The sequence below is a fragment of the Insulibacter thermoxylanivorax genome, from assembly GCF_015472005.1.
GTDB lineage: Bacteria > Bacillota > Bacilli > Paenibacillales > DA-C8 > Insulibacter > Insulibacter thermoxylanivorax.
Window position 1 is genome coordinate 1 of record NZ_BMAQ01000029.1, and the last position, 15,081, is coordinate 15,081.

Genomic DNA, 15,081 nt, shown 5'->3' on the forward strand with positions numbered 1-15,081 from the left:
CAACCGTACGGTTGGGGGTGTCCTGTCCAGTGACATCTGATTAGCGTTTCGAGAATTGCGGTGCACGGCGTGCAGCCTTGAGACCGTACTTCTTACGTTCCTTCATACGAGGATCGCGTGTTAAGAATCCGGCTTTCTTCAGCACCGGGCGGAATTCAGGATCAACCTTCAGAAGCGCACGAGCGATGCCGTGACGGATCGCGCCCGCTTGACCGGAGATCCCGCCGCCGCTTGTGTTGACAAGCACATCGTACTTGCCAAGCGTATCGGTTAACGTTAATGGTTGTTTAACGATCAATTTAAGGGTTTCAAGCCCGAAATAGTCGTCGATGTTGCGTTTGTTGATGATAATCTTGCCTTCACCCGGAACCAAGCGAACCCGTGCCACCGAGTTCTTGCGGCGTCCGGTTCCATAATATTGTACCTGTGCCACAAAACTGACCTCCTCTTAAATTATCCGCGTAGTTCCCAGACTTCAGGCTGCTGCGCTGCGTGTGGATGTTCCGGACCAGCGTAAACCTTCAGCTTTTTCTTCAGAGCGTTGCCCAGACGATTCTTAGGCAGCATCCCATATACCGCATGCTCGATTACTCGTTCTGGTCTCTTTCTCAGCATGTCATTGAGCGAAGTCTTCTTCAGTCCGCCTGGATAACCGGAATGTCTGTAGTAGAACTTGTCTCTAAGCTTATTACCCGTTACTTGGATCTTCTCCGCATTGATGATGATCACGAAATCGCCGGTATCAACATGCGGCGTGAATTGTGGTTTATGTTTACCGCGCAGAATGCTTGCCGCTTCGCTTGCCAGGCGACCCAGTGTCTTACCTTCTGCGTCGATGATATACCATTTGCGCTCGACCTCATTAGGCTTCGCCATATATGTGGTACGCATGTCACGTCCTCCTTCAAACGTTCGGAGTTTCATTCTCCTCTATTTCATATTACGCAATCGTAAAATCAACTCTAAGTTGTATCATCTCTAAGCTGTTCATATTCATTCGAAGATTCTGGAAGATTAATCACGCATCTCAAGACACGGGGTGGGCGTGGGAGACCCATCTTGAAAATGCGCCATTAGTTATCATACAACAAACCACATGCAGAATCAAGGCGTTTTTTACTCCTCATCGTAAAAAACTTCCCACAGAACAAGACCGTGCGGAGGGGCGGTGATGCCGCTTTTGGTGCGATCCTGCAACTCTAGCAGTCGGCGTATATCTTCGACGGTGCGTTTGCCCAATCCAACCTCAATGATCGTCCCGGCGATGATGCGCACCATGTTATACAGAAAGCCGTTGCCCGTCACATAGATGTGGAGCACACCGTCCTCTTCCGCGGCCAATCTCGCTTCATAAATCGTCCTTACATGGGAAGCCTGCGTGGATTTGGCTGAACAGAAGGAAGTGAAGTCATGCTCGCCGACCAGCAGCTGCAGGGCCTGTTCCATCGGTTCTAAGCGCAAGGGGACGGGGACGTGGTATTGATATCTGCGCATCAGCACATCGGGAAACCGGCGGTTGTTGATCGTATAGCGATAGGTCTTCTTCCTAGCGCTCTTCCGCGCATGAAAGTCCTCAGATACCGCCTTCGCCTCTGTCACGACGATATCCTTCGGCAACAGGCTGTTGAGGGCCAGCGCCCAACGCTCGATCGGGATCGATGAGTCGGTATAGAAATTAACGACTTGTCCGCGGGCATGGACGCCTGCATCCGTTCGACCAGAGCCGATCACGCTTGTCTTTGTTCCTGTGAGTCTATAGATTGCGTGTTCCAGCTGCGTCTGGATCGTCTGGTCGGTATGCGATTGTGCCTGGAAACCTTGATAATCGGTACCGTCGTAACTAACAGTTAAGCGTATATTTCTTCGCATCCCTATCACCTTGCCCATCACCTATCCGCTCTTATAGACAACTAAGCTCCCATCCGAGAGTCAGATGGAAGCTCGTGTATGAAAAAAGGGCTTCACCAGAACCGCGGTTCCGTCCACCCTTTGTCCTTAACAGATCTCTATGCTCATTCAACCAGTTCCAGATAGACCATCTCCGCGGAATCGCCTCTACGCGGACCTAATTTCAAGATACGCGTATAGCCGCCGTTTCTGTCAGCATAACGCGGAGCTAGATCTGAGAACAGTTTTTGAACAGCATCCTTGTTATCTCCCGCATCTTCTTTGCGAACGAAAGCAGCTACTTGCCGACGCGCATGCAAGTCGCCGCGCTTTGCGAGCGTGATCAACTTCTCTGCGATCGGGCGAACTTCTTTCGCTTTGGCTTCCGTCGTTTGGATGCGCTCGTTGATGAACAGATCGGTGACTAGATCGCGGAACAATGCTTTACGCGCACTGGAGTTGCGTCCTAGTTTTCTTTGCGTTGCCATATCGTTTCCCTCCTTCGCAGATTGGAATTAGTCGCTGGTGCGCAGTGACAGGTTGAGCTCAGCCAGCTTCTCCTGTACTTCTTCCAACGATTTGCGACCGAGGTTGCGTACCTTCATCATATCTTCCTCAGTCTTCATGATTAACTCTTGAACCGTATTAATGCCCGCACGTTTCAAGCAGTTGTACGAACGTACGCTGAGATCCAGTTCTTCGATCGTCATCTCGAGAACCTTCTCTTTTTTGTCCTCTTCTTTCTCGACCATGATCTCGGCATCCTTGGCTTCGTCCGTTAACCCTACGAACAGCATGAGATGCTCCGTCATGATCTTGGCACCTAAGCTGACAGCCTCTTCAGGACTGATGCTGCCGTCTGTCCAAACTTCGAGGGTTAGTTTATCATAGTTCGTCACTTGACCGACGCGCGTATTCTCTACTGTATAATTCACTCGCGTGATTGGTGTATAGATGGAGTCGATCGGGATCACGCCGATCGGCTGATCTTCCTTTTTGTTGTGTTCTGCCGGTACATATCCACGTCCGCGATTTGCGAAGATGCGCATATGGAGACGAGCATTATCGCTCAGTGTAGCGATAACCAGATCGGGGTTTAAGATCTCGACATCGCTGTCTGCACGGATATCTCCTGCCGTAACCACACCGGCACCTTCCGCCTCAATCTCCAGCATCTTCTCTTCATCGGAATGGATCCTAAGCGACAGAGCTTTCAGATTCAGAACGATCTCCGTTACATCTTCCACAACACCTGGAATGGTGGAGAATTCGTGCAACACTCCGTCGATTTGTACAGAAGTAACAGCAGCGCCGGGCAGGGACGAAAGCAAGATCCTGCGCAAGGAGTTCCCCAACGTCGTTCCGTAGCCCCGCTCAAGCGGTTCGACTACAAATTTACCGTAGGTTAAGTCCTCGCTTACGGTTACCGTTTCGATTTTAGGTTTTTCGATTTCGATCATTCCATAACCCTCCCTTAGGAAACGTCGTACCAATGGTTTAATTCAGCACAAACCAAGTAGTATGCCTATCCTTCTCAACCATTATTCACTTGTGGAAGTTAATGTATACCACCATCTCGAGGGAATTAAACACGACGACGTTTCGGCGGGCGGCAACCGTTATGAGGAACCGGCGTAACGTCCTTGATCATGCTGACTTCCAGTCCTGCAGCCTGCAGAGAGCGAATCGCTGCTTCACGGCCGGCTCCTGGACCTTTAACAAGGACTTCAACAGTCTTCATGCCGTGTTCCATCGCTGCTTTAGCAGCCGTTTCTGCTGCCATTTGCGCCGCATATGGCGTGCTCTTACGGGAACCTTTGAATCCGAGGTTACCCGCGCTGGACCAAGCGATGGCATTGCCATGAGGGTCGGTGATCGTTACGATTGTGTTATTGAAAGTGGAACGAATATGTGCCACGCCGGCTTCGACATTTTTCCGGTCACGGCGCTTGGTGCGAGCAACTTTCGTTTTAGGTCTCGCCATGGTTCTTTACCCCTCCTTACGAGTATTATTTCTTCTTGTTCGCTACTGTCCGACGCGGACCTTTACGTGTGCGGGCATTCGTCTTCGTCCGCTGACCGCGTACCGGCAGACCTTTACGATGGCGAATACCGCGATAGCATCCGATCTCAACCAGACGTTTGATGTTCAGTGCAACTTCACGACGCAGATCGCCTTCTACTTTGTAGTTGCGGTCGATCGTTTCGCGAAGCTTGCTGACTTCATCCTCTGTCAGGTCACGTACACGTGTATTCGGGTCAATGCCAGTCTCGGCAACGATCTTCTTGGCCGTAGACGGACCGATGCCATAGATATAGGTCAGACCGATCACCACGCGTTTATCACGAGGTAAGTCAACACCAGCTATACGAGCCATTAATGGACACCTCCCTTAACCTTGTTTTTGTTTATGCTTCGGGTTTTCGCAGATCACCATGACATGTCCTCTGCGTTTGATGACTTTGCATTTTTCACAGATGGGTTTGACCGAAGGTCTCACCTTCATAGTTAACAACCTCCCAGATTTACGGATATCTATTTCCGATAAGTGATCCGCCCTCTTGTGAGATCATAGGGGGACAGCTGAATCACGACTCTGTCTCCCGTCAGAATCCGGATAAAGTGCATGCGCAGTTTACCGGACACATGGGCTAGGACCTGATGACCGTTGTCCAACTCAACACGAAACATCGCATTCGGGAGAGGTTCGATGACCGTCCCTTCAACTTCAATAACATCTTCTTTGGCCACAGTCAATCTCCTTTCTGGTCTTGCACCGTATTGTTTTGCATCTCGACCTTCTCGATGAACTTGCTGAGAGCAAAACGCAATTTACCATTCGTTACACGGCCGGTTTCCCGCAGGCTGTCTGCAACCTCGCTGCTCGTCTCGTTGAACAAACGAAGATGCAGGAGGTTCTTCTTCTTAGGATTGTCAAACTTGCGCTTATCACCATCGGCAATTTTGACAAACTTGTTGTCGATTACTTCAACTATCACCGCATACTTACCCTTGTCTCTGCCTTGCAGCACCTGGACGAACTGTCCCGGATGCGGCAACCTCGAGTCACCCACATTTATCACCTACGATTAGCATTGTGTAAGGATCTCATAACCGTCTGCCGTAATCGCGATCGTATGTTCATAATGCGCGCACCATCTGCCGTCAACCGTAACGACGGTCCATTGGTCCGGCAGTGTTTTGACATATCGCTCCCCGATGACGACCATCGGCTCAATCGCAAGGGTCATCCCGGCCTTAAGCCGCGGGCCGCGATCAGGCAGACCGTAGTTAGGGATCCGCGGTTCTTCATGTAAGTCTCTACCGATCCCATGACCGACATACTCCCTGACAATCGAGAATCCTTCAGCTTCTGCGCAGCGTTGAATGGCATGTGAGATGGTATACAACCTAGCATCGGGCTTGGCAAGCGCCAGACCTTCCATAAGTGATCGCTCGGTAACTTCCAGCAGTCTGCGGACTTCGTCTGACACTTCGCCAACCGCATACGTCCATGCCGAGTCGCCGTGATAGCCTTTGTACTGTGCGCCGATATCTAGTGTGATAATGTCGCCATCCTTCAGCACCTGGGTTTCACTCGGAATACCGTGAACTAATTGATCATTGATCGACGTGCAGATGTTACCAGGAAAACCGTTATAACCTTTAAAAGATGGTATTGCTCCCCGACTGCGAATGTATTCTCCTGCAATACGGTCCAACTCGGCGGTTGTAACTCCTGCCCGAATATATTGCTTTAACAGCTGATGCGTCTCCGCAACGATGCGGCCTGCTTCGCGCATGAGAGCTAGTTCAGATTCGGTCTTGCAGATGATCATCGCTTCTGTCCTCTTAAGATCGCGCTGATCTCTGCGGACACTTCCTGAATATCCTGCTCACCGTTGACATGACGGAGAGTCCCTTGTTTCTCATAGTAGTCAAGAAGCGGAGCCGTCTTCGTAATATATTCATCCAGACGAGTTCCAACCTTCTCTTCCGTATCGTCGGATCTTTGGTACAATTCCCCTCCACACTTGTCGCAGATGCCTTCCTGCTTTGGTGGGTTGAAGAGGATGTGATACGTCGCACCGCAGGATCTGCAGATGCGGCGTCCCGTTAATCTGGCGAGCAAGTTATTGCGGTCAACCTTAAGGTTGATGACATGGTCGATCCGTCTGCCCATGGATGCGACGATCTCATCCAAGGCTTCCGCTTGGGATATCGTACGCGGAAATCCGTCCAGCAAGAAACCCTGCTTGCAGTCTTCATGCTGCAACCGATCACGAACGATGCCGATCGTCACTTCGTCCGGTACCAGCTTGCCGGCATCGACATATTGTTTCGCCAGCTTACCGAGTTCAGTACCCTGTTTCATCGCTGCGCGGAAAGCATCGCCCGTAGAGATGTGCGGAATTCCAAATTGTTCCACGATGTAATCCGCTTGTGTTCCTTTTCCGGCTCCCGGGGGACCCATGAACACGATATTCATGAAGCGTTACCTCCCAATTCCGGTATATCAGGCATATCAACAAGCGTTACTTGTTAATAAAACCTTTGTAATGCCGTTTGATCAGTTGGCTTTCGATCTGCTTCATCGTCTCCAGCGCTACCCCAACGAGAATCAGAAGCGATGTCCCGCCGATCGAGATCTGATCAGGCAGGCCAGCCAGTCTGCCTACAATCACCGGCAAGATCGCGATGATCGCAAGGAAGAGCGCACCGCTCAGCGTGATCCGGTTCAGGATCCGCACGATATATTTCACCGTCGTCTGTCCCGGTCGTATGCCTGGAATATATCCGCCGTTCTTCTTCAGGTTCTCTGCCATTTGCTGAGGATTAATCTGTACGAACGTGTAGAAATACGTGAACCCGATGATGAGCAGAACATACAAGGTCAGACCCAAAGGCGCATCCAACGCCATGTTCTCGATGATCCAGCGCGCCACTCCGCTCGACTGGAAGAAGCTCGCAATCGTCGGCGGGAAGATCACCAAGGACATCGCGAAGATGACCGGGATCACCCCTGCTGCATTCACCTTAATCGGGATATGTGTGGATTGTCCACCGTACATCTTACGTCCTACGATCCGTTTCGCATATTGCACTGGAATCTTGCGCACACCTTGCTGTACATAGATTACCGCCGCGATCAGCAGCACAACGCCGATCACAAGCAAGAGCACGTACAGGATGTTCAGGAATAACCCCTCGCTCGCCGTCACTCCTCTGATGAAGTGATCGTAGAGAGCAGCCGCTCCTGTAGGTATGCCTGCAACGATCCCCGCGAAGATGATGATCGAGATGCCGTTGCCGATCCCCTTCTCGGTGATCTGCTCACCCAGCCACATGAGCAGCGCCGTACCAGCAGTCAGTACGATGGCGATAACAACAAATGTAGCCGGCGAAGGATCGATCACCATGCCGTAGGCATTGTGGAAACCGATCGACATCCCGATCCCCTGAATGAATCCCAACACCATTGTACCATACCGGGTGATCTGCGTAAGTTTGCGGCGTCCGGCTTCACCTTCTCTTGCCCATTCGGTGAACTTCGGAATCACATCCATGGACAATAGCTGCACGATGATCGATGCCGTGATGTAAGGGAAGATACTCATGGCAAAGATCGAGAAGTTAAACAAAGCGCCGCCGGAGAAAGTGTTCATCATGCCGAAGAAGCTGCCTTGCTGCGCTTGATCCACCCCGATGAAAACGTCGGTATTGACATTTGGTACAGGGATAAAGGAGCCGATCCGGAAGACGATCAGGATCCCTAATGTGAAGAGGATCTTCGTGCGCAGATCAGCTACCTTCATGATATTGGAGATAGTTCTGAACATTAGATCACCTCAGTTTTTCCACCGGCAGCCTGAATTTTCTCGACCGCAGATTGCGAAAATTTATTTGCTTTCACGGTGAGTTGTACTTGGAGATCGCCATCGCCCAGGATCTTGATGCCATCTCTAGGGTTCTTAACTACCCCTGTTTCTAGTAGTAGTTCCGGAGTCACTTCTGTTCCGGCTGCAAAACGGTTCAACTCTTCTACGTTTACAACCGCATACTCCTTACGATGAATGTTCGTAAATCCGCGCTTAGGAAGACGTCTGTACAGCGGGTTCTGACCACCTTCAAAACCTGGACGTACGCCGCCGCCGGAACGCGCCCATTGGCCCTTATGTCCACGACCGGAAGTTTTGCCATGTCCGCTGCCGATGCCGCGTCCTACACGCTTGCGGCTGTGGCGGGAACCCGGAGCTGGTGTCAATTCATGTATTTTCATCGTTGCACCTCCTTAATATCGCCTTGTCCTTGCTTAGCGTTTATAGAAAGAATATCAGATTTCCTCAACTTCTACCAAATGTTTCACTTTATTGATCATCCCGCGAATCGCCGCATTATCCGGCTGCTCTACAGAATGATTGGTCTTTCGAAGTCCGAGCGAACGAACGGTTAGTCGTTGATCTTCCGGACGGCCGATCAAGCTGCGTTTGAGGGTGATTCTTAATTTCTTCGCCATTGGATTCCCCTCCTTAACTTAATAGTTCTTCGACCGTTTTACCACGGAGTTTCGCTACCTCTTCGACTCTCTTCAGACGGCTCAAGCCTTCCAAGGTTGCGTTAACCATATTCATCGAGTTCGAAGAACCTAGAGATTTGGTCAGGATGTCACCCACGCCTGCCAGCTCAAGCACCGCACGAACTGGACCGCCGGCGATAACCCCTGTACCTTCAGCAGCTGGTTTCAAGAGAACTTTACCTGCTCCGAATTTGCCGATGATCTCATGCGGGATCGTCGTGCCTACGATCGGAACGTGGATCAAGTTTTTCTTCGCATCTTCGATACCTTTGCGAATGGCATCCGGTACTTCTGATGCTTTGCCGATGCCAGCACCTACCCAGCCTTTGCCGTCGCCGACAACGACCAAAGCACTGAAGCTGAATCGACGTCCACCTTTGACAACCTTGGCTACGCGGTTGATGGTGACGACTTTCTCAGTTAATTCTAACGTATTCGGATCTACGCGCAAGTCATTAACCTCCTTATTCCGTTATTGAAGACCTAGAATTCTAATCCTGCTTCACGAGCTGCTTCAGCCAGTGCTTTCACCCGGCCGTGATACAGGTATCCGCCGCGGTCGAAAACCACCGCCTTGATGCCGGCAGCTTGAGCACGCTTCGCGATCAATTCGCCAACTTTGCGGGCAGCTTCAACATTGCCGCCGTTCTTCACTTCGCTTCTCAATTCCTTATCCAGGGTGGAAGCCGAAGCTAATGTCACGCCTTTAACATCGTCGATCAATTGGGCGTAGATGTGTTTCTCAGAACGATAAACGTTCAGACGTGGGCGCTCAGCAGTACCGCTGACCTTCTTGCGCACACGAAAATGTCTTCTTAGACGCATTTTGTTACGATTCGGTTTATTCAGCATATCGTGTCACTCCCTTCACACCGATCAGTCGTGATCTATATTAAGCAGACATCCGTTTGAGATGATTACTTACCTGCTTTACCTTCCTTGCGAAGGATGCGTTCCCCTTCGTACTTAATCCCTTTACCCTTGTAAGGCTCAGGCGGACGAACGGCGCGGATATTCGCTGCAATCTCACCAACAAGTTCTTTGTTAATGCCCTTCACGATGATCTTCGTGTTGGAAGGAACATCAAACTCAATGCCCTCTTCAGGTACGAACTCCACAGGATGCGAGTAGCCGACGTTCAACACCAGCTTATTGCCTTGCTTGTTCGCACGATATCCAACACCTACGAGTTCTAGCACCTTCTCATAACCTTCTGTAACGCCATGGATCATGTTGTAGATGATGCTGCGTGTTGTACCGTGCAGCGAACGATGCAATTTATTATCAGAAGGACGTTCCACCGTCAGCACATTGCCTTCGATGTTCACTTTCATGTCTTTGTGCAGTTCGCGCGACAGTGTCCCCTTAGGTCCTTTAACAGTAATGTTTGTATCATCAACGGTCACAGTCACACCGTTAGGAATTTCGATTGGCTTACGTCCAATACGGGACATGCTAACACCTCCATTCACTTAAACTTGGGATTACCACACGTAGCAGATAACCTCGCCGCCGGCCTTCGCTTGACGAGCTTCCTTATCTGTCATGATGCCTTTGGATGTCGAGATGATCGCGATCCCGAGACCGCCGAGCACCTTCGGAACTTCAGACGCCTTCGCATAGACGCGAAGTCCAGGCTTACTGATCCGTTTCAGGCCCGTGATGACACGTTCATTGTTCGGACCGTATTTCAGGAAGATGCGGATGATCCCCTGCTTATTATCTTCGATATATTCTGCGTCACGAATGAAGCCTTCACGCTTCAAAATCTCGGCGATTGCCTTCTTCATCTTCGAAGCAGGAACTTCCACCGTTTCATGACGTACCATATTCGCATTGCGAATGCGTGTAAGCATATCTGCAATTGGATCAGACATAGTCATGTTGCTTACCTCCTTCCGGATGATCGAATGGTTTACCAGCTGGCTTTTTTAACGCCGGGAATCTGGCCTTTGTATGCTAGTTCACGGAAACAGATCCGGCAAATCTTAAATTTCCGCAAAACGGAATGCGGACGGCCGCAGCGTTCACAACGAGTATACGCACGTACCTTGAACTTCGGCTTACGCTTCTGCTTGACTATCATCGAAGTTTTTGCCATCTGTGGGTTACACCTCCCAGTTTTTAGGCTTTAGCGAATGGCATTCCCATTTGATCCAACAGCTCACGGGCTTCTTCGTCCGTCTTCGCTGTTGTTACGATCACAACATCCATACCGCGCACTTTGTCCACTTTATCGTAATCGATCTCCGGGAAGATGAGCTGTTCTTTCAAACCAAGCGTGTAGTTCCCTCGACCGTCAAATGCTTTGGTCGATACACCGCGGAAGTCACGTACACGAGGAAGAGCGATATTGAACAATTTGTCCAAGAAGTAATACATTCTTTCTCCGCGCAACGTAACCTTCACACCGATCGGCATACCTTCACGAAGCTTGAACCCTGCGATCGATTTCTTCGCTCTTGTCACCACGGGTTTTTGACCAGCGATCAGTTGCAGATCCTCAAGTGCGCTGTCGATCAACTTCGGATTGCCAACGGCATCGCCCACCCCCATGTTGATGACGACCTTCTCGATTCGAGGTACTTGCATAACGCTTTTGTAGTTGAACTTCTGCATCAAATGCGGAGTGACTTCATTTAAATAACGTTCTTTTAATCTTGCTGCCATGTGCGGATGAACCTCCTTCCTGCTCTATTCGATTAATCGATCACTTCGCCGGATCGCTTCGCTACCCGGACTTTCTTGCCGTTATCAAGAATCTTATATCCGATCCGTGTCGGTAATCCGGTCTTCGGATCTACTAGCATGACGTTGGATGCATGAATCGGGGCCTCTTGCGTGATGATTCCGCCTTGCGGATTGTCAGGAGAAGGTTTCGCGTGCTTCTTCACCAAGTTCACGCCCTCTACCAGCACCCGGTTCTCACGCGGAAATGCAGCGATCACGCGGCCTTTTTTGCCTTTGTCTTTGCCGCTGATCACGATGACCGTATCTTCTTTCTTCACGTGCATCTTATGGTTATGGGATTTTTGTCCCTTGTTCTTCGCCATGTTGGTAACACCTCCTATGGGCTGCTTAGCCGACGCGCTTACAGTACCTCAGGCGCCAGCGAGATGATTTTCATAAATTCTTTTTCACGAAGCTCGCGGGCTACCGGTCCGAAGATCCGTGTACCGCGCGGGCTCTTATCTTCTCTGATGACCACAGCAGCGTTTTCGTCGAAGCGGATGTAGGAACCATCTTTGCGTCTCGTCGGGCGAACCGTACGGACGATCACCGCTTTAACGACGTCCCCTTTCTTGACAACGCCGCCTGGTGTTGCTTGTTTCACGGAGCATACGATCGTATCGCCGATACCAGCAGTGCGACGTCCGGTACCACCCAACACACGGATGCACATGAGTTCTTTGGCTCCGGAGTTATCAGCAACTTTCAAACGGGTAAATGGTTGAATCATTTTTTGTCCCTCCTTATACCTCGACTGCTTGCTCTACGATCTCTACCAATCTCCAGCGCTTATCTTTGGATAACGGACGAGTCTCCATGATCTTGACCGTATCGCCGATCTTCGCTTGATTGTTCTCATCATGAGCTTTGAATTTCTTCGTGTATTTTATACGCTTGTGATACAGCGGATGCTTCTTGTACGTTTCGACGGACACGACGATCGTCTTATCCATCTTGTCGCTGACGACTTTGCCGATTTGAACTTTGCGTTCTTTGCGAGTTTGCTGACTCATATTCTATAGCGCCCTCCTTTCAGTTTCGATTAACTAATCCCGAGCTCTCTTTCGCGTAACACGGTTTTTGCACGTGCGATTGCCTTGCGGACATTACGAATTTGGGCTGGGTTATCAAGTTGACCTGTAGCTAGTTGGAAACGGAGGTTAAACAATTCTTCCTTGAATCCTGCAATCTTCTGCTCAATCTCTGCAGTTGTCAAGTTGCGGAGCTCACTAGCTTTCATTTGCTTCACCACCCAATTCTTCGCGTTTCACAAATTTCGTCTTGATCGGAAGTTTGTGAGCAGCTAGACGCATCGCTTCGCGAGCGACCTCCTCACTGACTCCGGCCAATTCAAACAGGATCTTGCCTGGCTTAACCACGCTAACCCACTTCTCAACATTCCCTTTACCGCTACCCATACGAACTTCAAGCGGCTTCTGGGTGATCGGCTTGGATGGGAAGATCTTGATCCATACCTTACCGCCACGTCTGATATAACGAGTCATCGCAATACGCGCAGCTTCAATCTGACGGTTCGTGATCCAGGCAGGCTCAAGAGCTTGTAAGCCATATTCACCGAAAGTTACCTCGGTGCCGCCTTTAGCACGACCTTTCATTTTTCCACGATGTTCCTTGCGATATTTAACGCGTTTTGGCATTAACATGCTCAGTTACCTCCTTCCTGGTTCACTCTCTTCTTCGCTTGCGGCAGAACTTCTCCGCGATAGATCCATACCTTCACGCCGAGACGGCCGTAAGTGGTATGAGCTTCCGCTGTTCCGTAGTCGATATCCGCACGCAGGGTATGAAGCGGAACGGTACCTTCGCTGTATCCTTCGCTGCGAGCAATCTCCGCACCGCCTAGACGGCCGCTGACCATCGTCTTAATCCCCTTAGCACCAGCGCGCATCGTTCTTTGGATCGCTTGTTTCATCGCACGGCGGAAGGAGATCCGGCGCTCAAGCTGTTGAGCGATATTCTCAGCAACGAGGATGGCGTCAAGATCCGGGTTCTTAACCTCGCTGATGTTGATATGAACCTTCTTGCCTTCAGCGATCTTCGCAACTTGCACGCGCAGGTTCTCAACCTCCGAACCGCCCTTACCGATAACCATCCCCGGCTTAGCCGTGTGGATCGTCACATTCACGCGGTTTGCTGCTCGTTCGATCTCGATGCGGGATACCGCCGCGTCTTTCAGTCTGTTCTTCAGATATTCACGAATCTTAATGTCTTCGAGAAGCAAAGTTCCGAACTCTTTGTCATTCGCGTACCATTTTGATTCCCAGTCACGGATGATCCCAATTCTCAATCCGATCGGGTTTACCTTTTGACCCACTCTGATGTCCCTCCTTATTTCTCAGATACCACTAACGTGATGTGGCTCGTACGTTTGTTAATCCGGTAAGCACGCCCTTGTGCGCGCGGTTGATATCTCTTCATGATAGGACCTTCGTTGACATACGCTTCAGAGATGACCAAATTAGCCACATCCATGGAATAATTGTGTTCAGCGTTTGCCACGGCCGAGTTTAACAGTTTTTCTAGAATAGGGGATGCCGCTCTTGGCGTGTGGCGAAGAATTGCGAACGCTTCGTCCACCCGCTTGCCGCGGATCAGGTCGACGACCAGTCTCGCTTTGCGCGGGGAGATGCGCACGTATCTAGCGACAGCTTTGGCCTGCTGCATGGAAATACCTCCTCTCAAACGCGTTCGTTAATTATCTTCTGGTTTTCTTATCTTCATCGGTATGTCCCTTAAACGTGCGAGTCGGTGCAAACTCACCCAACTTGTGACCTACCATATCCTCTGTTACGTATACTGGAACATGCTTGCGTCCATCATACACAGCGAATGTGTGACCGACGAACTCCGGAAAAATCGTCGACCGGCGCGACCAAGTCTTAATAACAGCCTTTTTGTTCGCTTTGTTCAGCTCTTCAACCTTCTTAAGCAGATGCTGATCGACAAAAGGTCCTTTCTTCAAACTGCGTCCCATTTGCCTTCCTCCCTTCCTGCTATTGCAACTTATTATTTCGTGCGGCGACGAACAATGTATTTATCCGATTTCTTGTTCTTCTTGCGAGTCTTGTAACCAAGCGTCGGTTTACCCCATGGTGTCATCGGCGACTTACGTCCGATTGGCGCACGTCCTTCACCACCGCCGTGCGGGTGATCAACCGGGTTCATCGCAGAACCGCGAACTGCCGGGCGTTTACCCAACCAGCGAGAACGACCTGCTTTACCGATCTTGATCAGTTCGTGGTCGCCGTGGCTTACTACACCGATCGTAGCGCGGCAAGTCTTCAGAATGCGGCGCACTTCACCGGATGCCAGACGAACCGTAACGTATTTGCCGTCTTCTTTACCGAGCAGCTGCGCTTCTACCCCTGCAGCACGAACCAATTGCCCGCCCTTGCCGGGTTTCAGCTCGATGTTGTGGATCAAAGTACCGACCGGAATATTCTCAAGCGGCAGCGCGTTGCCCACTTTGATGTCCACGTTAGGACCAGACTCGATGATGTCGCCCACCTTCAGTCCTTCCGGAGCGATGATGTAACGCTTCTCCCCATCCGCATAGTTGATCAGCGCGATGTACGCTGTGCGGTTCGGGTCGTATTCGATCGTAGCAACGCGTCCAGGGATTCCATCCTTGTCACGCTTGAAATCGATGATTCTGTATTTACGCTTATGACCACCGCCAAGGTGGCGAACAGTAATCTTGCCTTGGTTGTTGCGGCCTGCTTTCTTAGGCAGCGGTGCAAGCAGCGACTTCTCCGGCTTATCCGTCGTAATCTCCGCGAATGTCGACACGGTCATGTGACGACGGCTCGGAGTCGTCGGCTTAAATGTTTTGATAGCCAAATTGATTCCCTCCTCGCTTATTCAG

30 protein-coding genes are annotated in these 15,081 nt (G+C 50.6%); all 30 read right to left on the reverse strand.

Going from position 1 to position 15,081, the window contains the following annotated elements:
* Positions 1 to 40 precede the first annotated feature (40 nt).
* The gene (gene rpsI, locus PRECH8_RS10405) at positions 41 to 433 is read right to left on the reverse strand and encodes a 30S ribosomal protein S9 (RefSeq protein ID WP_200967041.1); all 393 of its coding nucleotides are present in this window, start codon (positions 431 to 433) and stop codon (positions 41 to 43) included.
* Positions 434 to 453: 20 nt separating this feature from the next.
* Positions 454 to 891 carry a 50S ribosomal protein L13 gene (gene rplM, locus PRECH8_RS10410; protein ID WP_200967042.1) on the reverse strand — a complete coding sequence of 146 codons (438 nt, stop codon included), beginning with the start codon at positions 889 to 891 and terminating at the stop codon, positions 454 to 456.
* Positions 892 to 1,116: 225 nt separating this feature from the next.
* On the reverse strand, positions 1,117 to 1,869 hold the full coding sequence (gene truA / locus PRECH8_RS10415; protein ID WP_200967043.1) for a tRNA pseudouridine(38-40) synthase TruA: 753 nt from the start codon (positions 1,867 to 1,869) through the stop codon (positions 1,117 to 1,119).
* A 143-nt stretch (positions 1,870 to 2,012) separates the two neighbouring features.
* Positions 2,013 to 2,375: a 50S ribosomal protein L17 gene (gene rplQ, locus PRECH8_RS10420; protein WP_200967044.1), complete on the reverse strand. Its 363-nt coding sequence runs from the start codon at positions 2,373 to 2,375 to the stop codon at positions 2,013 to 2,015.
* Positions 2,376 to 2,402: 27 nt separating this feature from the next.
* Positions 2,403 to 3,347, reverse strand: coding sequence for a DNA-directed RNA polymerase subunit alpha (locus PRECH8_RS10425; protein ID WP_200967045.1), 945 nt, complete (start codon positions 3,345 to 3,347; stop codon positions 2,403 to 2,405).
* A 125-nt stretch (positions 3,348 to 3,472) separates the two neighbouring features.
* A complete protein-coding gene (gene rpsK, locus PRECH8_RS10430; protein WP_200967046.1) occupies positions 3,473 to 3,871 on the reverse strand; it encodes a 30S ribosomal protein S11 in 399 nt (132 codons plus the stop codon).
* Positions 3,872 to 3,896: 25 nt separating this feature from the next.
* The gene (gene rpsM / locus PRECH8_RS10435) at positions 3,897 to 4,265 is read right to left on the reverse strand and encodes a 30S ribosomal protein S13 (protein ID WP_200967047.1); all 369 of its coding nucleotides are present in this window, start codon (positions 4,263 to 4,265) and stop codon (positions 3,897 to 3,899) included.
* A 15-nt stretch (positions 4,266 to 4,280) separates the two neighbouring features.
* The gene (rpmJ, locus tag PRECH8_RS10440) at positions 4,281 to 4,394 is read right to left on the reverse strand and encodes a 50S ribosomal protein L36 (protein ID WP_200967048.1); all 114 of its coding nucleotides are present in this window, start codon (positions 4,392 to 4,394) and stop codon (positions 4,281 to 4,283) included.
* Positions 4,395 to 4,423: 29 nt separating this feature from the next.
* Positions 4,424 to 4,639 carry a translation initiation factor IF-1 gene (gene infA / locus PRECH8_RS10445; protein WP_200967049.1) on the reverse strand — a complete coding sequence of 72 codons (216 nt, stop codon included), beginning with the start codon at positions 4,637 to 4,639 and terminating at the stop codon, positions 4,424 to 4,426.
* A 2-nt stretch (positions 4,640 to 4,641) separates the two neighbouring features.
* Complete coding sequence (locus PRECH8_RS10450; protein ID WP_200967050.1) at positions 4,642 to 4,962, reverse strand: KOW domain-containing RNA-binding protein; 321 nt, start codon at positions 4,960 to 4,962, stop codon at positions 4,642 to 4,644.
* A 15-nt stretch (positions 4,963 to 4,977) separates the two neighbouring features.
* The gene (map, locus tag PRECH8_RS10455; protein WP_200967051.1) at positions 4,978 to 5,727 is read right to left on the reverse strand and encodes a type I methionyl aminopeptidase; all 750 of its coding nucleotides are present in this window, start codon (positions 5,725 to 5,727) and stop codon (positions 4,978 to 4,980) included.
* Positions 5,724 to 6,377 (reverse strand): adenylate kinase, encoded by a 654-nt coding sequence (locus tag PRECH8_RS10460; protein WP_200967052.1) that lies wholly within the window; start codon positions 6,375 to 6,377, stop codon positions 5,724 to 5,726. The genes map and PRECH8_RS10460 overlap by 4 nt, the downstream gene beginning before the upstream one ends.
* Positions 6,378 to 6,423: 46 nt before the next feature.
* On the reverse strand, positions 6,424 to 7,728 hold the full coding sequence (gene secY, locus PRECH8_RS10465) for a preprotein translocase subunit SecY (RefSeq protein ID WP_200967053.1): 1,305 nt from the start codon (positions 7,726 to 7,728) through the stop codon (positions 6,424 to 6,426).
* A complete protein-coding gene (rplO, locus tag PRECH8_RS10470) occupies positions 7,728 to 8,168 on the reverse strand; it encodes a 50S ribosomal protein L15 (protein WP_200967054.1) in 441 nt (146 codons plus the stop codon). The genes secY and rplO overlap by 1 nt, the downstream gene beginning before the upstream one ends.
* A gap of 54 nt (positions 8,169 to 8,222) precedes the next feature.
* Positions 8,223 to 8,405, reverse strand: coding sequence for a 50S ribosomal protein L30 (gene rpmD, locus PRECH8_RS10475; protein ID WP_200967055.1), 183 nt, complete (start codon positions 8,403 to 8,405; stop codon positions 8,223 to 8,225).
* A 13-nt stretch (positions 8,406 to 8,418) separates the two neighbouring features.
* Positions 8,419 to 8,916, reverse strand: coding sequence for a 30S ribosomal protein S5 (gene rpsE / locus PRECH8_RS10480; protein ID WP_200967056.1), 498 nt, complete (start codon positions 8,914 to 8,916; stop codon positions 8,419 to 8,421).
* A gap of 32 nt (positions 8,917 to 8,948) precedes the next feature.
* Positions 8,949 to 9,317, reverse strand: a complete 369-nt coding sequence (rplR, locus tag PRECH8_RS10485) for a 50S ribosomal protein L18 (RefSeq protein ID WP_200967057.1) — start codon at positions 9,315 to 9,317, stop codon at positions 8,949 to 8,951.
* 65 nt (positions 9,318 to 9,382) lie between these two features.
* Entirely contained in the window at positions 9,383 to 9,919 is a 537-nt protein-coding gene (gene rplF / locus PRECH8_RS10490) for a 50S ribosomal protein L6 (RefSeq protein ID WP_200967058.1), read from the reverse strand.
* Positions 9,920 to 9,949: 30 nt separating this feature from the next.
* Complete coding sequence (rpsH, locus tag PRECH8_RS10495; RefSeq protein ID WP_200967059.1) at positions 9,950 to 10,348, reverse strand: 30S ribosomal protein S8; 399 nt, start codon at positions 10,346 to 10,348, stop codon at positions 9,950 to 9,952.
* Positions 10,349 to 10,380: 32 nt separating this feature from the next.
* The gene (locus tag PRECH8_RS10500) at positions 10,381 to 10,566 is read right to left on the reverse strand and encodes a type Z 30S ribosomal protein S14 (RefSeq protein ID WP_200967060.1); all 186 of its coding nucleotides are present in this window, start codon (positions 10,564 to 10,566) and stop codon (positions 10,381 to 10,383) included.
* 23 nt (positions 10,567 to 10,589) lie between these two features.
* Entirely contained in the window at positions 10,590 to 11,135 is a 546-nt protein-coding gene (gene rplE / locus PRECH8_RS10505) for a 50S ribosomal protein L5 (protein WP_200967061.1), read from the reverse strand.
* A gap of 32 nt (positions 11,136 to 11,167) precedes the next feature.
* Positions 11,168 to 11,518: a 50S ribosomal protein L24 gene (gene rplX / locus PRECH8_RS10510; RefSeq protein WP_242457542.1), complete on the reverse strand. Its 351-nt coding sequence runs from the start codon at positions 11,516 to 11,518 to the stop codon at positions 11,168 to 11,170.
* Between the two features lie 38 nt (positions 11,519 to 11,556).
* Positions 11,557 to 11,925, reverse strand: coding sequence for a 50S ribosomal protein L14 (gene rplN / locus PRECH8_RS10515; protein WP_200967062.1), 369 nt, complete (start codon positions 11,923 to 11,925; stop codon positions 11,557 to 11,559).
* A 13-nt stretch (positions 11,926 to 11,938) separates the two neighbouring features.
* Positions 11,939 to 12,208, reverse strand: a complete 270-nt coding sequence (gene rpsQ / locus PRECH8_RS10520) for a 30S ribosomal protein S17 (RefSeq protein ID WP_200967063.1) — start codon at positions 12,206 to 12,208, stop codon at positions 11,939 to 11,941.
* 29 nt (positions 12,209 to 12,237) lie between these two features.
* Positions 12,238 to 12,435 (reverse strand): 50S ribosomal protein L29, encoded by a 198-nt coding sequence (rpmC, locus tag PRECH8_RS10525; RefSeq protein ID WP_200967064.1) that lies wholly within the window; start codon positions 12,433 to 12,435, stop codon positions 12,238 to 12,240.
* Complete coding sequence (rplP, locus tag PRECH8_RS10530) at positions 12,425 to 12,859, reverse strand: 50S ribosomal protein L16 (RefSeq protein ID WP_200967065.1); 435 nt, start codon at positions 12,857 to 12,859, stop codon at positions 12,425 to 12,427. Before rplP ends, rpmC begins: the two co-directional genes overlap by 11 nt.
* 2 nt (positions 12,860 to 12,861) lie before the next feature.
* Positions 12,862 to 13,530 (reverse strand): 30S ribosomal protein S3, encoded by a 669-nt coding sequence (gene rpsC / locus PRECH8_RS10535; RefSeq protein WP_200967066.1) that lies wholly within the window; start codon positions 13,528 to 13,530, stop codon positions 12,862 to 12,864.
* A gap of 14 nt (positions 13,531 to 13,544) precedes the next feature.
* The gene (gene rplV, locus PRECH8_RS10540; protein WP_200967067.1) at positions 13,545 to 13,880 is read right to left on the reverse strand and encodes a 50S ribosomal protein L22; all 336 of its coding nucleotides are present in this window, start codon (positions 13,878 to 13,880) and stop codon (positions 13,545 to 13,547) included.
* Between the two features lie 31 nt (positions 13,881 to 13,911).
* Positions 13,912 to 14,190, reverse strand: coding sequence for a 30S ribosomal protein S19 (rpsS, locus tag PRECH8_RS10545; RefSeq protein ID WP_200967068.1), 279 nt, complete (start codon positions 14,188 to 14,190; stop codon positions 13,912 to 13,914).
* Positions 14,191 to 14,222: 32 nt separating this feature from the next.
* Positions 14,223 to 15,056, reverse strand: a complete 834-nt coding sequence (gene rplB / locus PRECH8_RS10550; protein ID WP_200967069.1) for a 50S ribosomal protein L2 — start codon at positions 15,054 to 15,056, stop codon at positions 14,223 to 14,225.
* Positions 15,057 to 15,081: the final 25 nt, after the last annotated feature.

Coding starts and splice junctions, on each gene's coding strand:
- rplM (WP_200967042.1), bottom strand. CDS start 891: ATGCGTACCACATATATGGCGAAGCCTAATGAGGTCGAGCGCAAATGG.
- truA (WP_200967043.1), bottom strand. CDS start 1,869: ATGCGAAGAAATATACGCTTAACTGTTAGTTACGACGGTACCGATTAT.
- rplQ (WP_200967044.1), bottom strand. CDS start 2,375: ATGGCAACGCAAAGAAAACTAGGACGCAACTCCAGTGCGCGTAAAGCA.
- PRECH8_RS10425 (WP_200967045.1), bottom strand. CDS start 3,347: ATGATCGAAATCGAAAAACCTAAAATCGAAACGGTAACCGTAAGCGAG.
- rpsK (WP_200967046.1), bottom strand. CDS start 3,871: ATGGCGAGACCTAAAACGAAAGTTGCTCGCACCAAGCGCCGTGACCGG.
- rpsM (WP_200967047.1), bottom strand. CDS start 4,265: ATGGCTCGTATAGCTGGTGTTGACTTACCTCGTGATAAACGCGTGGTG.
- rpmJ (WP_200967048.1), bottom strand. CDS start 4,394: ATGAAGGTGAGACCTTCGGTCAAACCCATCTGTGAAAAATGCAAAGTC.
- map (WP_200967051.1), bottom strand. CDS start 5,727: ATGATCATCTGCAAGACCGAATCTGAACTAGCTCTCATGCGCGAAGCA.
- PRECH8_RS10460 (WP_200967052.1), bottom strand. CDS start 6,377: ATGAATATCGTGTTCATGGGTCCCCCGGGAGCCGGAAAAGGAACACAA.
- secY (WP_200967053.1), bottom strand. CDS start 7,728: ATGTTCAGAACTATCTCCAATATCATGAAGGTAGCTGATCTGCGCACG.
- rplO (WP_200967054.1), bottom strand. CDS start 8,168: ATGAAAATACATGAATTGACACCAGCTCCGGGTTCCCGCCACAGCCGC.
- rpmD (WP_200967055.1), bottom strand. CDS start 8,405: ATGGCGAAGAAATTAAGAATCACCCTCAAACGCAGCTTGATCGGCCGT.
- rplR (WP_200967057.1), bottom strand. CDS start 9,317: ATGCTGAATAAACCGAATCGTAACAAAATGCGTCTAAGAAGACATTTT.
- rplF (WP_200967058.1), bottom strand. CDS start 9,919: ATGTCCCGTATTGGACGTAAGCCAATCGAAATTCCTAACGGTGTGACT.
- rpsH (WP_200967059.1), bottom strand. CDS start 10,348: ATGACTATGTCTGATCCAATTGCAGATATGCTTACACGCATTCGCAAT.
- PRECH8_RS10500 (WP_200967060.1), bottom strand. CDS start 10,566: ATGGCAAAAACTTCGATGATAGTCAAGCAGAAGCGTAAGCCGAAGTTC.
- rplE (WP_200967061.1), bottom strand. CDS start 11,135: ATGGCAGCAAGATTAAAAGAACGTTATTTAAATGAAGTCACTCCGCAT.
- rplX (WP_242457542.1), bottom strand. CDS start 11,518: ATGGCGAAGAACAAGGGACAAAAATCCCATAACCATAAGATGCACGTG.
- rplN (WP_200967062.1), bottom strand. CDS start 11,925: ATGATTCAACCATTTACCCGTTTGAAAGTTGCTGATAACTCCGGAGCC.
- rpsQ (WP_200967063.1), bottom strand. CDS start 12,208: ATGAGTCAGCAAACTCGCAAAGAACGCAAAGTTCAAATCGGCAAAGTC.
- rpmC (WP_200967064.1), bottom strand. CDS start 12,435: ATGAAAGCTAGTGAGCTCCGCAACTTGACAACTGCAGAGATTGAGCAG.
- rplP (WP_200967065.1), bottom strand. CDS start 12,859: ATGTTAATGCCAAAACGCGTTAAATATCGCAAGGAACATCGTGGAAAA.
- rplV (WP_200967067.1), bottom strand. CDS start 13,880: ATGCAGCAGGCCAAAGCTGTCGCTAGATACGTGCGCATCTCCCCGCGC.
- rpsS (WP_200967068.1), bottom strand. CDS start 14,190: ATGGGACGCAGTTTGAAGAAAGGACCTTTTGTCGATCAGCATCTGCTT.